The organism is Rhodoferax ferrireducens T118, from assembly GCF_000013605.1.
Lineage (GTDB): Bacteria > Pseudomonadota > Gammaproteobacteria > Burkholderiales > Burkholderiaceae_C > Rhodoferax > Rhodoferax ferrireducens.
The window spans coordinates 610,524-626,253 of sequence record NC_007908.1 but is presented as its reverse complement, the minus strand read 5'-3'; the positions used below and the strand labels follow the sequence as shown (position 1 = coordinate 626,253).

At 61.3% G+C, this 15,730-nt stretch carries 12 protein-coding genes; 3 read left to right on the top strand and 9 right to left on the bottom strand.

Going from position 1 to position 15,730, the window contains the following annotated elements:
• Positions 1–97 precede the first annotated feature (97 nt).
• The gene (locus RFER_RS02975; protein ID WP_011462923.1) at positions 98–763 is read left to right on the top strand and encodes a cytochrome b/b6 domain-containing protein; all 666 of its coding nucleotides are present in this window, start codon (positions 98–100) and stop codon (positions 761–763) included.
• Between the two features lie 78 nt (positions 764–841).
• Here the strand turns inward: RFER_RS02975 and RFER_RS02970 are convergent, their stop codons facing one another.
• The 7 genes from RFER_RS02970 to gabT all read right to left on the bottom strand — a co-directional run bounded on the left by RFER_RS02970 (position 842) and on the right by gabT (position 9,102).
• Positions 842–2,320, bottom strand: a complete 1,479-nt coding sequence (locus RFER_RS02970; protein WP_011462922.1) for an NAD-dependent succinate-semialdehyde dehydrogenase — start codon at positions 2,318–2,320, stop codon at positions 842–844.
• 72 nt (positions 2,321–2,392) lie between these two features.
• On the bottom strand, positions 2,393–3,340 hold the full coding sequence (gene speB / locus RFER_RS02965) for an agmatinase (RefSeq protein WP_011462921.1): 948 nt from the start codon (positions 3,338–3,340) through the stop codon (positions 2,393–2,395).
• 2 nt (positions 3,341–3,342) lie between these two features.
• A complete protein-coding gene (locus RFER_RS02960) occupies positions 3,343–4,188 on the bottom strand; it encodes an ABC transporter permease (RefSeq protein WP_011462920.1) in 846 nt (281 codons plus the stop codon).
• Positions 4,189–4,262: 74 nt separating this feature from the next.
• Positions 4,263–5,504, bottom strand: a complete 1,242-nt coding sequence (locus tag RFER_RS02955) for an ABC transporter permease (protein WP_011462919.1) — start codon at positions 5,502–5,504, stop codon at positions 4,263–4,265.
• Between the two features lie 21 nt (positions 5,505–5,525).
• Positions 5,526–6,557 carry an ABC transporter substrate-binding protein gene (locus RFER_RS02950; protein WP_011462918.1) on the bottom strand — a complete coding sequence of 344 codons (1,032 nt, stop codon included), beginning with the start codon at positions 6,555–6,557 and terminating at the stop codon, positions 5,526–5,528.
• 58 nt (positions 6,558–6,615) lie between these two features.
• Entirely contained in the window at positions 6,616–7,698 is a 1,083-nt protein-coding gene (locus tag RFER_RS02945) for an ABC transporter ATP-binding protein (RefSeq protein ID WP_011462917.1), read from the bottom strand.
• 105 nt (positions 7,699–7,803) lie between these two features.
• Positions 7,804–9,102 carry a 4-aminobutyrate--2-oxoglutarate transaminase gene (gene gabT, locus RFER_RS02940; protein ID WP_011462916.1) on the bottom strand — a complete coding sequence of 433 codons (1,299 nt, stop codon included), beginning with the start codon at positions 9,100–9,102 and terminating at the stop codon, positions 7,804–7,806.
• A gap of 143 nt (positions 9,103–9,245) precedes the next feature.
• On the opposite strand from gabT, the gene RFER_RS02935 reads away from it, so the two are divergent.
• Positions 9,246–10,640, top strand: a complete 1,395-nt coding sequence (locus RFER_RS02935) for a PLP-dependent aminotransferase family protein (RefSeq protein WP_011462915.1) — start codon at positions 9,246–9,248, stop codon at positions 10,638–10,640.
• Positions 10,641–10,741: 101 nt separating this feature from the next.
• Positions 10,742–13,372, top strand: a complete 2,631-nt coding sequence (gene alaS / locus RFER_RS02930) for an alanine--tRNA ligase (RefSeq protein WP_011462914.1) — start codon at positions 10,742–10,744, stop codon at positions 13,370–13,372.
• Positions 13,373–13,432: 60 nt separating this feature from the next.
• Here the strand turns inward: alaS and RFER_RS02925 are convergent, their stop codons facing one another.
• Both RFER_RS02925 and RFER_RS02920 read right to left on the bottom strand, forming a co-directional pair.
• Positions 13,433–14,524: an acyltransferase family protein gene (locus RFER_RS02925; RefSeq protein WP_011462913.1), complete on the bottom strand. Its 1,092-nt coding sequence runs from the start codon at positions 14,522–14,524 to the stop codon at positions 13,433–13,435.
• Positions 14,521–15,672 carry a hypothetical protein gene (locus tag RFER_RS02920; RefSeq protein ID WP_166485643.1) on the bottom strand — a complete coding sequence of 384 codons (1,152 nt, stop codon included), beginning with the start codon at positions 15,670–15,672 and terminating at the stop codon, positions 14,521–14,523. The genes RFER_RS02925 and RFER_RS02920 overlap by 4 nt, the downstream gene beginning before the upstream one ends.
• Between the last annotated feature and the right edge of the window lie 58 nt (positions 15,673–15,730).

Below are 15,730 nucleotides of genomic sequence, written 5' to 3'. Positions count from 1 at the left end.
GGCGCGCGCAGTTTTTATCGCCGATTGCTCGAAGAAAAGCTTGTTCAGTTTCCGGCAAAATGACTGCAAGTTTTGATCAACATTGAAGGGGCCACCCATGTCGCACAAAGTCAGGGTATGGGATTTGCCAACCCGGTGCTTCCATTGGGGATTGGTCGTCTGCTTTATGGGCTTGATCACAAGCGCTCAGATTGGCGGCGATGCAATGGCCTGGCATTTCAGATCGGGTTACGCGGTGCTCAGTCTGCTGTTGTTCCGCATCATTTGGGGTCTGGTGGGAGGAAGATGGTCACGTTTTACCTCTTTCATCTATGCACCCGCCGCCATCCTGGCCTACGTCAAAGGTCGCGGCCTGCCAGAGCACACCGTTGGACACAACCCGCTGGGCTCTGGCTCGGTGTTTGCCATGCTGGGTTTTCTTCTGCTTCAGGTCATGACCGGGTTGGTCAGCGACGACGAAATTGCAAACGCCGGCCCCTTAAGCCAATTTGTCTCCAACGCGGTCGTGAGTTTCGCCACTTTTTACCATGCGGCTATTGGCAGATGGGTTCTCATCGGTTTGGTGGTGCTGCACCTCAGCGCCATCTTTTTTTACCACCTCAAGAAGCGCCAAAATCTTGTGCTGCCCATGCTACTGGGGGACAAGGAAACAGACAGCGCCGTCATGAGTTCGAGGGATGACCTCGGGTCCCGTACATGGGCTCTCGCCCTATTTTTAGGCTGTACTGCATTGGTGGCCGGCATGGTCAAGCTGGCGGGATGAGCGTTCACGTGCAGCCGCGTTGACGGCTGTCAGAGCCGGTCGCATCAGGCCGCTCAGTACCCCGGTCAGCAGCGCGGCTTATTTGAGGATGTCGCCAATGCAGAGGTATTTGATCTCCACATAGTCATCGATGCCCAAATGCGAACCCTCGCGCCCCAGACCGGACTGCTTGACGCCACCAAACGGCACATGTTCGGTGGCCAGAATGCCAACGTTGATGCCGACCATGCCGTACTCCAGCGCCTCGCTGACCCGGAAGATGCGGCCCACGTCGCGGCTGTAGAAGTAACTGGCCAAACCAAATTCGGTGTTGTTGGCAGCAAAAATCGCATCCTGCTCGGTTTTGAACTTGAACACCGGCGCAAACGGGCCAAAGGTCTCCTCGCGCGCGCACAGCATGTCGGCCGTGGCGTCTGCCATCACCGTAGGCTCGAAAAACTGGCCCGGCAAGCGGTGGCCGCCAGTGAGCAAACGGGCACCTTTTAGCAACGCATCCTGCACATGGCGCTCGACCTTGAGCAGTGCAGCTTCTTCAATCAGCGGCCCCTGGTTGACGCCTTCCTCAAAGCCGTTACCCACCTTGGCGGTCTTGACCTTGGCGGCGAACTTCTGCACAAATTCGTCATACACACCCTCTTGCACATAGAAACGATTGGAGCAGACGCAGGTTTGCCCGGCATTGCGGTACTTGCTGGCAAACGCGCCTTCCACCGCGCTGTCAATATCGGCATCGTCAAAGACGATGAAGGGTGCGTTGCCGCCCAACTCCAGGGAGAGTTTTTTGACCGTGGGCGCCGACTGCGCCAGCAGGATGCGACCCACTTCGGTGGAGCCGGTGAAGCTGATGTGGCGCACCACGTCGCTGGCGCAAAAAACCTTGCCCACGGCAATGGAGTTGTCGGCGTCAGCGGTGATGACGTTCAGCACCCCAGCCGGTATACCGGCGCGTAAAGCCAGCTCGGCAACAGCCAGCGCACTCAAGGGCGTCAATTCGGCCGGCTTGATGACCACCGGGCAACCCGCCGCCAGCGCGGGCGAGACCTTGCGTGTGATCATGGCCATCGGAAAGTTCCACGGCGTGATGGCGGCGCAGACGCCAATCGGCTGGCGCAGCAGCAGCAGGCGGCGGTTGTTGTCAAACTGCGGCAAGGTCTCGCCGTTGATGCGTTTGGCTTCTTCGGCAAACCACTCCACAAAGCTGGCGCCATAGGCGATTTCGCCTTTGGCCTCGGGCAGCGGCTTGCCTTCTTCGGCGGTCATGATGCGCCCCAGGTCATCCTGATTCGCCATGATCAGGTCATACCACTTGCGCAAAATGATGCTGCGCTCTTTGGCGGTTTTGTTGCGCCAGGCCGGCCAGGCGGCGTTGGCAGCCGCAATGGCTGTTTCAGCCTCCGCCGGTCCCAGGTTCGCGACGTCGGCGAGGTGCGCGCCAGTGGCCGGGTCAGTGACAGCGAAACGACTTGAGCCGCTGACCCATTGGCCATTGATCAAGGCATCGGTTTTCAGAAGAGTGGGATCTTTGAGCAGGGAAAGAGGTGAAAGCAAAGCTGACATGAAAACTCCTGTATGTTTATAAGAAATAAGGCTCTAGCCCTTACGGAATAAGCGCCAACAGCTACAAAATAGCTAGCGTCTGAGGACGCCTGGCAGCACGCACAGCATCTCGAACAACAGGTTGGCCCCGAGCAGGGCGGTGTTGCCGCTCACATCATACGCAGGCGAGACTTCAACCAGGTCGCAGCCGATCAGGTTGAGACCCGAGCAGCCACGAACGATCTCAAGGGCCTGCGGCACAGTCAAACCACCTATCTCCGGCGTGCCCGTGCCGCCGGCATACGCCGGATCGATACCGTCGATGTCAAAGCTCAGGTAACACGGGGTCTGGCCAATGTGGGCCCGGATATTGGCCATCAGGGGCGCGAGTGACTGGTACCAGACCTCGTGGGCCATCACCAGCGTAAAGCCCTGCTGCCGGGGCCAGTCAAAGTCGTCGGACGCGTAGCCGCTGCCGCGCAGGCCAATCTGAAACACCTTGTGGCAGTCCAGCAAACCTTCTTCAACCGCCCGGCGAAACGGTGTGCCGTGTGCCACCGGCTCGCCAAACATCTCTTCGTTGACATCGGCATGGGCATCCACATGCACCAGCGCGACCGGGCCATGTTTGGCCGCCATGGCGCGCAGGATGGGCAGGGCAATGGTGTGGTCACCACCCAAGGTCAGGGGTGTGCAACCGGCCTCCAGCACCGTCCGGTAAAAATTGGTGATGATCGGCAGCGATTTTGTCAGCGAATAGGTGTTGATCGGCACATCGCCCAGATCCGCTACTTGCAGCGTGTCAAACGGCGCCGCGCCGGTCGCCATGTTGTAGGGCCGGATCAGTGCTGACTCGGCGCGAATCTGGCGCGGGCCAAAACGCGCACCGGGCCGGTGCGAGGTGCCGATGTCCAGCGGCACGCCAATAAAGGCTGCATCGAGGCCCTCGGGGGAGCTGGAAACAGGCAGGCGCAACATGCTGGCGATGCCGCCGAAACGCGGCATGGCGTTGCCGGACAAGGGTTGATTTTTCGGCGCCATTTTCAGCGCCTTCTGCCGCGCAGCCATTCCAGCCCCAGCATCAGGGTGGTGGTAAAAATAATCAACAAAGTGGCGACAGCGGCAATGGTGGGCGTGATGTTTTCCCGGATGCCGGTAAACATCTGGCGCGGCAGCGTCACCTGGGTCGGGCCGGCGATAAACAAGGTCACCACCACTTCGTCAAACGACGTGGCAAAGGCAAACAGGGCACCTGAAATGACGCCCGGCGCAATGATCGGCAAGGTGATGCGAAAAAAGGTTTGCGTTTGATTGGCGCCCAGGCTCTGGCTGGCCCGCACCAGGTTGTTGTTGAAGTTCTGCAGCGTGGCCAGCACGGTCGTCAGCACAAACGGCGCGCCTAACGCGGCATGCACCAGAATCAGGCCGAGGTAGGTGTCAGCCAGGCCAATCTTGGCGAAAAACAGATAGGTGCTAACGCCCACCACCACAATCGGCACCACCATCGGGGCGATCAGCAGACTCATCAGCGCACCCTTGCCAAAGAACTGGACGCGGGCCAGGCCGACGGCCGCCAGGGTGCCCAGTACCGTGGCCAGCAAGGTGGCCAGAGGCGCGACGATGAAGCTGTTGCGGGTGGCCCGGCCCCATTCGTCGGAGCTGAACAAATTGTCGTACCACTGCATGGACCAGCCCGGCATCGGGTAAGACAAAAACGAGCTGGAACTGAACGACAGCGGCATGATGACCAGAATCGGCAGCAGCAAAAACAGCAAAACACCAAGGCACAGCACACGCAGCGCGTACCAGCCCACCTTGTCAGCCGGCGTGGCGTAGGCGGGGAAGGTGGGCAGGCGGGCGAATGCGGCCAGGGTGGCCAGTGCCCGCATGATCGGGTGGGCCGAAGGCACAGCGCCAGCCGGACGCTCGGAGACAGTAGGCAATGGAAACAATCGCATCAGGCTTACCCCAGACTGAGTTCGGACTTGACGACACGGCGGTACAGGGCATACAGCACCAGCGTGGCCGTGAGCAACACGGCCCCCAGCGCACACGCCATGCCCCAGTTGACGTTGACATTGGTGTACTGGGCAATGTAGTAACTCAGCATCTGGTCACCCGCGCCGCCCAGCAGTGCGGGCGTCACGTAATAGCCAATGCTGAGGATAAACACCAGCAAACCACCGGCCCCCACACCGGGCCAGGTTTGCGGCACATAAACCCGAAAGAACGCCGCCAGCGGATGGCTGCCCAGCGACACTGCCGCCCGCAGGTAAGTCGGTGGCACCGACTTCATCACACTGTAGAGCGGCAAGATCATGAACGGCAGCAGGATGTGCACCATGGCGATGATCACGCCCAGGCGATTGAACAGCAGCGGCAAGGGCGCATCGGTCAACCCCAAGCCCATCAGCGAGCGGTTCACCAGCCCATTGGATTGCAGCAGCACGATCCAGGCGGCCACCCGCACCAGAATCGAGGTCCAGAACGGCACCAGCACCAGAATCATCAGCATATTGGCTTTGCGTGTCGACAGGATCGACAGCCAGTAGGCCAGCGGGTACCCCAGCAGCAGGCAAAACAAGGTGACGATGGCGCTGATCTTGAAGGTGCGAACCAGGATGTTGGCAAACGCAGCGGAGTCGGCATCCACCTGCGTGATGTGGCCCTGCACATCACGCTTCAGGTCCAGCGAGGTCAACAAATAATCAGGCGTCCAGCGCGACGCATTTTTGGCAATCGCCTGCCAATAACTGAGCTCGCCCCAGCGCGCATCGAGCGCCAGCAGCTGGGTGCGCACCTGCTCGGGCGTCATGCCCGGCGCCAGCGGCAGCGCCCGGTAGGTGCTCATGATCAGGGAGCGGGCGCCGCTGACTTCGCTGTTGAGCCGACGCGCCAGCGCACCGGCGTCAGATTGCTCCTTGATGGCCGACAAGTCTTCGATCAAGGCCGCGTAGGCAACAGCGGGCGGGGCTGCGGTGCGGCTCCAGCTTGACAAGGCCTTGGCCGTGTGGCCCAAGGTATTGGCGACTTCGGGGTTTTCCACCGCGCGCACCAACAAGGCGCCGATTGGCACCAAGAAGGTGAACAGCAGAAATAGCAGCAGCGGCAGCGTCAGCGAGATCGCAAAAGCGCGCTTGCGGCGCTCGGCCCGGCGCAACTGGCCTACCAGTTTGCCGGGGTCCAGGGTCATCGATTGGGCCATGGCGATCTCGCTGTCAGTGGCTTACTGCGCGGCCCAGGCGGCAAAGCGCTTCTCAAGCGCCTCACCCTGGTCAGCCCAGAAACCGACGTTGAATTGCAACGCTGTCTTGGCATTGGCCGGTGCCGTGGGCAACTTGCCCAGTACCTTGGCGTCGAGCATGGTCAGCGCCTTGACGTTGGTCGGCCCGTAGGAGATCAGCTTGGCGTATTCCGCCTGCTCTTTCGAACTGCTGGCCATGGCGATGAATTTCAGGGTCGCCTCTCGGTTGGACGCCCCTTTGGGCATCACCCAATAGTCCAGGTCATAGATGCCACCGGTCCAGGTGATCTGCAGGTTCTTGCCTTCGCGCTGGGCGGCGTCAATGCGGCCGTTGTAAGCGGTGGTCATGACGACATCACCCGCCACCAGAAATTGCGGCGGCTGGGCACCGGCTTCCCACCACTGAATGTTGGGCTTGAGTTCGGTCAGTTTCTTGAAGGCGCGCTCGGCGCCGTCCTTGGTCGCCAGCACCTTGTACACGTCTTGCACCGCCACACCGTCAGCCATCAGGGCAAACTCAAGGTTGTAGCGGGCGCCCTTGCGCATGGCGCGCTTGCCCGGGAATTTCTTGACGTCCCAGAAGTCAGCCCAGGTGGTGGGTGCGGTCTTGAGCTTGTCGGCGTTATAGGCCATAACGGTGGACCAGACAAAAGTGCCAATGCCGCACTCATGAATCGCGGCCGGGGTGAAGTCAGCCTTGTTGCCAATCTTGCTGTAGTCGAGCTTTTCAAACAGGCCTTCGTCGCAACCACGTGTCACGTCGGGAGACTCGACCTCCACCACATCCCAATTCACTTGCTTGGCCTCGACCATGGCCTTGATTTTGGCCTGCTCACCGTTGTACTCCACGCCAACAATCTTGTTGCCGGTGGCTTTCTCATAAGGCTCAAAGTAAGCCTTCTTCTGGGCATTGCCATTGGCTCCGCCGAAATTGACGACGGTAATCTGGGTCTGCGCGAAGCTGGCCGCACAGGCCAGCAGCGCACAAGCGGCCACGATGGGTTTGAGTTTCATGGTTGAGTCTCCTCTTTGGGTTGGGTAATAAGGCAAAAGGTCAGGGTTTGCAAGCGGATCAAAGATAGACCCGCAAATGCTCGGGGGGCAAACGCAGCCAAACGGTTTGCCCGGATTGCGGGACGGTCGGGCTGGAAAGCGCAATCTTGACAGTGGCATCGACTTGGCCGGGGAGCGCGCAGCGCAGCCGCAGGTGATCGCCAAAATAAATGACGTCGCCGACTTTCGCCTCCAGGCTGTTGACGCCCGGTGAGGCGCCAGCCGGATGCACCTCAATACGTTCCGGCCGGATACAGGCATGCACCCGGCTGCTGGTAGCGGCGGCGTTGACATTGAGGCCGCTCAGCACCGTGCCGCTGGCCAGCCGCAGGTCGCACTGACCATCCCGTGTCGCCGCAACGGTGCCATCAAAAACCGTGTTGTCCCCGACAAAGCCAGCCACAAAATGATTGGCCGGGGTTTCGTACAGGCCGGTCACGATGTCGATTTGCTGAATGATGCCATCGCTGAAAACAGCCACCCGGTCCGACATGGTCAGGGCTTCGGACTGGTCATGCGTGACATAGACAAAGGTCAGGCCGAGCTGACGGTGCAGTGCCTTGAGCTCGAGCTGCATGTGCTCGCGCAACTGCTTGTCCAGCGCACCCAGCGGCTCATCCATCAGCACCAGCTGGGGATCAAACACCAGCGCACGCGCCAGCGCCACGCGCTGCTGCTGACCGCCCGAGAGTTGCCCCGGATAGCGGGCGCTCAAGTTGTCCATTTGCACCATGCCCAAGGCACGCAGCACTTTGGCTTCGCGCTCGGCCTTGCTAAAGTTTCGCACCGTCAAGGGGTAGGCCACGTTGTCGGCAATGGTCATGTGCGGAAACAGTGCGTAGTTCTGAAACACCATGCCAAAGTTGCGTTTGTGCGGTGGCGTGCGGGTGATGGGTTTGCCGTTCAAAAAAATCTCGCCCGCCGTTGGCGACTCAAAGCCGGCCAGCATCATCAGGGTGGTGGTTTTGCCGGAGCCCGAGGGACCCAGCAGTGAGAGAAACTCGCCAGCCCGGATGTCAAGGTTGAGATCGCGCACCACCAGGGTCTTGCCGTCATACGTTTTTTCAACGCCGGCAAATTTCACGAGTTCTTGGGACGACATGTTATGTAGCGGCCTTTCAGCGTTTCAAGGGGCGAACAAAATAAAGGGTATGCGGCTGTAGTCAATTAAGCAACATGCATGCCCGATGGACGACTTGGATGTTGATTAGACTGCTTGAATGGCGGTCAGGCAAGCGTCGATGATGGCCAGGCCTTCATCGACGATGGCATCACTGGCCGTCAGAGGCACCAGAATACGAACGACATTGCCATATGTGCCGCAGGTCAACAGGATCAGCCCGCGCTGGGTGGCCTCGGCTGCCAGCCGTTTGGCCATGTCGGCATCGGGCTGATGGATGTCACCCCCCTTGCACAACTCAATCGCCACCATCGCACCCAGGCCCCGCACATCGGCGATGCAGCGGTGGCTGGCGGCCATTTTTTTCAGGCTGGTGGTCAGGCGAAGGCCCAGTTGGCGGCTGCGGTCCAGCAGGTTTTCCTGCTTGAACACCTCCAATACCGCCAGCGCGGCGGCGCACGACAAGGGACTTCCCGCATACGTGCCACCCAGCCCGCCGGGCGCGGGCGCGTCCATCACGTCAGCGCGGCCCACGACGGCCGAGATCGGAAAACCACCGGCCATGGACTTGGCCAGCGTGATCATGTCAGGCGCAACGTCGCTTTGCTCGACGGCAAACCAGGTGCCGGTGCGGCCAGCGCCGGTTTGAATCTCGTCGGCAATCAACAAAATGCCATGCTGATCGCACAGCGCGCGCAGGCGCTGCAGGAACTCTGGCGGCGCCACGTTGAAGCCGCCTTCGCCCTGCACCGGCTCCACAATGATGGCCGCGACACGGCTGGCTTCGACATCGTTCTTGAAGATCGATTCAATCGACGCGATCGATTCATCGACGCTCACGCCGTGCAGCGCGTTGGGAAACTGGGCATGAAAAATTTCTGCCGGAAACGGGCCAAAGCCGGTCTTGTACGGCGCCACCTTGCCGGTCAAGCCCAGCGTCAGCAGCGTGCGGCCGTGGTAGCCACTGGTAAACGCGATGATGGCCGTGCGCTTGGTGTAGGCGCGGGCAATCTTGATGGCGTTTTCAACCGCTTCCGCGCCGGTACTCAAGAACATCGTTTTCTTGGCGAAATCACCGGGGGCCAGGGCGTTGATGCGCTCGGCCAGCTCGACATAGGGCTCATAGGCCAGAACCTGGAAGCAGGTGTGGGTGTACAGGTCCAACTGGGCCTTGACGGCGGCGATCACCGTCGGGTTGCAGTGCCCGGTATTGAGAACGGCAATGCCGCCGGCAAAGTCAATATAGCGTTTACCTTCCACATCCCAGATTTCGGCGTTTTCACCGCGGGCGATAAACACCTCGTGGCTTTGGCCAACACCGCGTGGAACGGCAGCCCGACGACGGGCCATCAAGCTTGCATTTTTCAGGTTTGATTCGCGTTGCATATCAGTCCAAATAAGGTTGGGGTGGTTGATGAAGTGAGGCGAATATAGAGCCGGCCCTTCACGACTACCATATACAGATTGCGATATTTTTCGATGCACTGTGCAGCCAGCAGCACCGCTACATACAAACCCTAGGTATCACCATGTTTTCCCTTAATCCGCAGAGTGCGACGCCCCTGGTCCTGCAAATCGTGGACGGGTTCCGGCTCGCCATCCAGGACGGCTCGCTGCGCCCAGGCTCCAAGGCGCCGTCGATCAGGCAGTTTGCCCACGCGCACGGGGTCAGCGTGTTTACCGTGGTCGATGCCTACGACCGGCTGGTAGCCCAGGGCTACTTCACGTCGCGCCCCCATTCCGGTTTTTTTGTCAGACAGCGTCCGGTGTCGAACATCGAGGTGCCCGGACACGGTCCGAATTTCAACTTCGACTCCATGTGGTACCTGCGCCGCATTTTTGAAAACCGGGCACTGCGCATCAAGCCAGGCTGCGGCTGGTTGCCCGGTGACTGGCTGTTTCAGGACGGTGTGCGCCGCAGCCTGCGCAGTTTGGCCACCGACGACGTGGACTTGGGTGGCTATGGTGAGCCCAAGGGCTACCCACCGCTGCGCCAACTGGTGCGCGACCTGCTGGCCGAGCAGGAAATTGCCGTGAGTTCGGAGCAGGTGCTGCTCACCCAAGGATCGAGCCAGGCCATGGACCTCGTGGCCCGGCGCCTGGTGCGCCCGGGAGACGCGGTGCTGGTGGACGAGCCGGGTTACCCCAATCTGCTGTTTTCCTTGCGCTTTTTGGGCGCACGCCTGATCGGCGTGCCGCGCACGCCAGTTGGCTACGACCTGGTGACGCTGGAACGTCTGGTCATCAAACACCAGCCCAAGCTGTTTTTTACCCAGCCCCGGCTGCAGAGCCCAACCGGGTCGGTCGCCCAGTTGGCGCATCTGCACCGCGTCATGCAGCTGGCCGACAAATACGATTTTCTGGTGGTGGAGAACGACATTTACGCCGACCTCGACCCGGAGCCCCGGCCCTCGCTGGCCAGCCTGGACCAGCTCAACCGGGTGATTTACATCAGCAGTTTTTCCAAAACGATTTCGCCCAATATCCGGGTCGGCTACCTGGCGGCCAATCCGGATCTGCTGGAAGACCTGGCCCAGCTCAAGATGATCTCAGGCTTGACGTCTTCGGAGTTCAGTGAGCGTCTGGCGTATGGCGCCTTGATGGATGGGCGCTGGCGCAAGCACGTCAAGAACCTGCGCGAGCGCCTGGCAAAAGCGCACGAGGGCGCGGCATCGCGTTTGCTGAAAATCGGCTTTGAAATATTTTGCGAACCCAAGGCCGGCATTTTCCTGTGGGCCAAACACCCGGCCATTGCGGATTCGGCAGAGCTGGCCTACAAAGCCACCGAGCAGGACATTTTGCTCGGGCCGGGGCATTTGTTCAGCCCTGATTTACAGCCCAGTCCATGGCTGCGCTTCAATGTTATTTTTTGCGATGAACCGGCTCTGTTCACCTTCCTGGAACAGCAGTGCCGGGCGCTCTGATGCTTTAAAATTGACCGCTTTGGTGGGCGTTGCGCCACCGCCCTGCGTTAGGGATCCTTAGCGCTTCACCCCAAAAACCCGTCAACCATTGCCCAAACGCCATGAATTCAACCGTCGCCCCCGCCTCCGTCGCCGACATCCGCAAGATCTTTCTCGACTTCTTTGCCTCCAAAGGCCATACCGTGGTGCCGTCGAGCCCGCTGGTGCCCGGCAATGACCCGACGCTAATGTTCACCAACTCGGGCATGGTGCAGTTCAAGGATGTGTTCCTGGGCACCGACAAGCGTTCTTATGTGCGTGCCGCCTCGGTGCAGGCCTGCCTGCGCGCCGGGGGCAAACACAACGACCTGGAAAACGTCGGTTACACCGCACGCCACCACACTTTTTTCGAGATGCTGGGCAACTGGAGCTTTGGCGACTACTTCAAGCGCGACTCGCTCAAATGGGGCTGGGAACTGCTCACAAAAGTGTACAAACTGCCCGCTGACAAGCTCTGGGCCACGGTTTATATCGACGACGACGAGGCTTACAACATCTGGACGCAAGAAATTGGCCTGCCGCCCGAGCGCGTGGTGCGCATTGGCGACAACAAGGGCGCCAAATACGCCTCCGACAACTTCTGGATGATGGCCGACACCGGCCCGTGCGGCCCCTGCAGCGAGATTTTTTATGACCACGGCCCCGCCATTGCCGGCGGCCCCCCGGGCAGCCCGGAGCAGGACGGTGACCGCTACATCGAAATCTGGAACCACGTGTTCATGCAGTACGACATGCAGCCGGACGGCTCGGTCAAGCCGCTGCCCGCGCCGTGTGTCGACACCGGCATGGGGCTGGAGCGCCTGGCCGCCATCCTGCAGCATGTGCACAGCAATTACGAGATCGATATTTTCGACGCGCTGATCAAGGCCGCGGCCCGTGAGACCGGCTGCACCGACCTGGGCAACAAGAGCCTGCGCGTGATTGCCGACCACATCCGCGCCACCGCCTTTCTGGTCAGCGACGGCGTGCTGCCCAGCAACGAAGGGCGGGGTTATGTGCAGCGCCGCATCATCCGCCGCGCCATCCGGCACGGCTACAAGCTGGGCCAGAAGGCGCCGTTTTTCTACAAGCTGGTGCCGGACCTGGTGACCCTGATGGGCGAGGCCTATCCGGGTCTGGCGACGCAAGCCGAGCGTATTGCGCAGGTGCTGCAAGCGGAAGAGGAGCGCTTTTTTGAAACGCTGGCCAACGGCATGCAAATACTCGATGAGACGCTGACAGGCGATGCCAAGGTACTGCCGGGCGATGTCGCGTTCAAGCTGCACGACACCTTTGGTTTCCCGCTCGACTTGTCCGCCGACGTGTGCCGCGAGCGCGGTGTCGAGGTGGATGAGGCCGGCTTTCATGCCGCGATGGAAAAACAAAAAGCCCAAGGCCGCGCCGCCGGCAAGTTCCGCATGGACCGCGCACTGGAGTACAGCGGCGACGGCAATGACTTTGTCGGCTATGAGCGTCTCACGGAAGTTACAAAAATAGTAGCACTCTATGCAGACAGCACGCCGGTCAGCGAGCTGAAAGCAGGTCAGGCCGGGGTGGTGGTGCTGGCCGCCACGCCGTTTTATGGCGAGAGCGGTGGTCAGGTCGGCGACCAGGGCGCGATCTTTTCTGACGGCGCGATGTTTGACGTGGCCGACACGCAAAAAATCAAGGCCGATGTATTTGGCCACCATGGTGTGCTGAAATCCGGCGCACTCAAGATCGGCGACGTGGTCACGGCCCATGTCAACGCCAGCCTGCGCGCCGCCACCCAGCGCAACCACAGCGCCACCCACCTGATGCACAAGGCGCTGCGCGAGGTGCTGGGCGCACATGTGCAGCAAAAGGGCTCGCTGGTTAATGCAGAGCGCACCCGCTTTGACTTTGCCCACAACGCGCCGGTCACGGACGAGCAGATTCGCGAGGTGGAAGCCCGCGTCAACTCTGAGATCCTGTCCAACGCGGCAACCCAGTCGCGCGTGATGGACATTGATGCGGCCCAGGAAACCGGCGCCATGATGCTGTTTGGCGAGAAATACGGTGAGTCGGTGCGTGTACTCGACATCGGCGCCAGCCGCGAACTGTGCGGCGGCACCCATGTTGCCCGCACCGGCGACATTGGCCTGTTCAAGGTGGTGGCGGAAAGCGGCGTGGCCTCCGGCGTGCGCCGCATCGAGGCCGTCACCGGTCAGAATGCACTGAGCTATCTGCAGGATCTGGAAGACACCGTGACCCAGGTGGCGGGCACCCTCAAAGCGCCCGTGGTGGAGATCAACGAGCGTGTTGCCGGCGTGCTCGATCACCTCAAGTCGCTGGAAAAAGAGATCGCCGCCCTCAAGGGCAAACTGGCCTCCGCCCAGGGCGACGAACTGGTTACGCAGGCGGTGGATGTAAAGGGTATCAAGGTGCTGGTGGCCATGCTCGAAGGCGCCGACACCAAGACCCTGCGCGACACCATGGACAAGCTCAAAGACAAACTCAAAAGCGCCGTGATCGTGCTGGCGGCGGTTGAGGGCGACAAGGTGCAAATCGCCGCTGGCGTCACGTCGAACAGCGTGGGCAAAGTCAAGGCCGGTGAACTGGTCAACTTTGTGGCGAGCCAGGTGGGCGGTAAAGGTGGCGGCAAGCCCGACATGGCCATGGCCGGTGGCACCGAACCGGCCAAACTGCCAGCCGCCTTGGCCAGCGTGATGGCCTGGGTTTCGGCCAAGCTTTGATTTGCTACTAATTTAATAGCTACATACCCATATTTCACGGGGGCTAGAGCACGATTTGACTTATAAAATGGCGCGATGGGGCGAGGCACTGCTCAAGCCCCTGTTCCGGCGATAGCCCAGACGCGACAGCGGCGCCTCGACCCAGCGTTCAAACAACACGGCCAGCCCCAGGCAGCAGGCCCAGCAGCCCAGCAAAAACAGCCAGGTGAGCCAGCTGGCGCCCAGCCCCAACTGCGCAAACAGCGCATTGCCGATCATCAGGACCGAAAAATGCACCAGGAAAAGGGCATAGGAGGTCTTTCCCAACAGGGCGACCGCATGTGACAGCGATGCGGGCAGGCGCAGCGGGGATGCGGCCGTTTGATGGCGCCATTGAAGCAGCCCCAGCAACAAAGCGACGGCCAGGGCCAGCGTGATGCGTTCGCGAAAATCAAGCACCAGCGCGAGCAGCCCGACGCCGGCCAGCAAGCCCAGCAGCCAGCCCGGACGGCGTGCGTTGCCGGCCCAGAAGGCGGCCGCCCCCATGCCGTAGGCCCCGAAAAAATACAGGGCCCAGTTGTCCCAGTCCTCATCCCGGTTGAAAAAGAACAGCGACGCCAGCATCAGGCCCAGCAGCAGGGCCTGGGGCCAGCGCGGGCGGCGGCCCAGCCACAGCAGCAAGGTCATGAGGGCAAAAAGCTGAAAGTCGATCGCCACATACCAGACGCCGGCGGACAGCGAGTCGTGGCCGAGCACGCCATGTAATAGCGCGGCGTGCGCCAGCGCCTGAGCCCAGGTGGGGGCGCCCGGGATGAAGTCGTCGCTGAGCCATTGACGGGCCAGCGCCGCACTGGCGACGGCGAGGACCAGGGCGGCCAGAAAAGGCAGGATCAGGCGCTGGTAGCGCTGGAGGATGGCGCGCCAGGGCGCGCCAGGGCGCAATTGCCCTGCAGGCGCCAGGCTGCGCACGGCCAGGTAGCCGCCAAGCACCAGAAACACCTGCACCGCCATGCGCGCGTAGTCGTAAAACCAGTTGGTCAGTGCGGGCGCAACTTCGCTCAAGGCTTCCGCCAGCGGCCCATACGTCGCAAAGTGGTGCAACACAATCAACTGCGAGGCGAGCAGCTTGAGGGCATCAACGTGCGTTTGCCGCCCCGGTCTGGCTGAATTCATTGCGCTGGCAACACCAGGTCGGCCGTGCCGGGGCGAACCCAGCGCGCGAATTCACGCGTGGTGTCGATGCAGCCGCCGGCTTCGGTGTAGACGCCGCGCGGCTCCCGGTAGCGCTCCATCACGGCCAGGATGCGCTGGCGCTCGGCGGGGTCGTTCAATGAGGCTTCGATCAAAGGCTCGATCCGGACTTCGTCAATGCGCTCGTCGCCGTTGTCGTCCCGATAGAGTCCGTGTCGCCAGTGGTAGATCTCCACGCATTTGCGGGTCAGGGTGTAGGGCTGATCGAGCTTCCAGAAATTGCAGAACAGGCCGCCGCCCAGGTACATGACCCACGAACCTTCAAAACCCGAGGCATCGGCGGAGGCTTCATCGGGGTTACGAAACCAGGTGCGGTCACCCGGCACGAAATAACGCGGCGGCAAGGGCTCCTCCATAGAGCCCTGTTCACGCAGAAAGACCTCATGAAACTCGCCCGACGCGATCGGCCGGGCCGTCCACATCGTCTGCAACTGCTGCAGCAGAGCCGGGTTGCTCTGCTGCAGCTCCTGCGCAATGCCCAACAGGATCACGTATTCGGTGGCGCGATAGCAGGAGAACGAATACAGGCTGCCCGAGACTTCCGGCTGGGTGGCTTTGGTCAGGGCAGCGATCAGCGACACCCCGGGCCGGATGGTGAAACCGCGATCCTCGTCATAGGTCCAGCAGTCCAGCGGGCGATCCAGCGCACGGGTGTGAAAGGCCAGCGTCGTCTTGCGTGCGGCTTGCACGATGTTGCGCCGGATGCGAACCGCCGACACCAGTTCATCCAGGCTGGGGAACTCGAAGGCCACCGGCCCCATGAGCAGGGTCAGCACGATCTCGCGCATCAGGTCGCCGGGCTGGTTCAGGGTGTCGAGTGCCAGCGTCTGGCAGAGCTGCAAAGTGTCGTGAGCGGGAGCCCAGGCCTGCACTCGGTCGTCGCTGAGCCACAGCCGCACAAAGGGTCCCAGGGCATCGGCCCCGGCTTCAACCCTCACATGGGGCGCCAGATCCAGCGCGTCAAGCAGCGTCAGCACGGCATGACGTGCCCCGCTCGCGTCGCCTGTTTCACGGCCCCGAACCAGAATGCCGCGAGTTGCGGGACCACCTTGATTGTGCGTAACGTTCATCGTGCTGTTTGTCTCGTGCCGTTGCTGTTGGATGCTGCGGGGCAATATACCGCAAGCC

Bases quoted from the DNA above. Each gene is read 5' to 3' on its own strand.
- RFER_RS02975 (WP_011462923.1), top strand. From the start codon at position 98: ATGTCGCACAAAGTCAGGGTATGGGATTTGCCAACCCGGTGCTTCCAT.
- RFER_RS02970 (WP_011462922.1), bottom strand. From the start codon at position 2,320: ATGTCAGCTTTGCTTTCACCTCTTTCCCTGCTCAAAGATCCCACTCTT.
- speB (WP_011462921.1), bottom strand. From the start codon at position 3,340: ATGGCGCCGAAAAATCAACCCTTGTCCGGCAACGCCATGCCGCGTTTC.
- RFER_RS02960 (WP_011462920.1), bottom strand. From the start codon at position 4,188: ATGCGGGCACTGGCCACCCTGGCCGCATTCGCCCGCCTGCCCACCTTC.
- RFER_RS02955 (WP_011462919.1), bottom strand. From the start codon at position 5,504: ATGGCCCAATCGATGACCCTGGACCCCGGCAAACTGGTAGGCCAGTTG.
- RFER_RS02950 (WP_011462918.1), bottom strand. From the start codon at position 6,557: ATGAAACTCAAACCCATCGTGGCCGCTTGTGCGCTGCTGGCCTGTGCG.
- RFER_RS02945 (WP_011462917.1), bottom strand. From the start codon at position 7,698: ATGTCGTCCCAAGAACTCGTGAAATTTGCCGGCGTTGAAAAAACGTAT.
- gabT (WP_011462916.1), bottom strand. From the start codon at position 9,102: ATGCAACGCGAATCAAACCTGAAAAATGCAAGCTTGATGGCCCGTCGT.
- RFER_RS02935 (WP_011462915.1), top strand. From the start codon at position 9,246: ATGTTTTCCCTTAATCCGCAGAGTGCGACGCCCCTGGTCCTGCAAATC.
- alaS (WP_011462914.1), top strand. From the start codon at position 10,742: ATGAATTCAACCGTCGCCCCCGCCTCCGTCGCCGACATCCGCAAGATC.
- RFER_RS02925 (WP_011462913.1), bottom strand. From the start codon at position 14,524: ATGAATTCAGCCAGACCGGGGCGGCAAACGCACGTTGATGCCCTCAAG.
- RFER_RS02920 (WP_166485643.1), bottom strand. From the start codon at position 15,672: ATGAACGTTACGCACAATCAAGGTGGTCCCGCAACTCGCGGCATTCTG.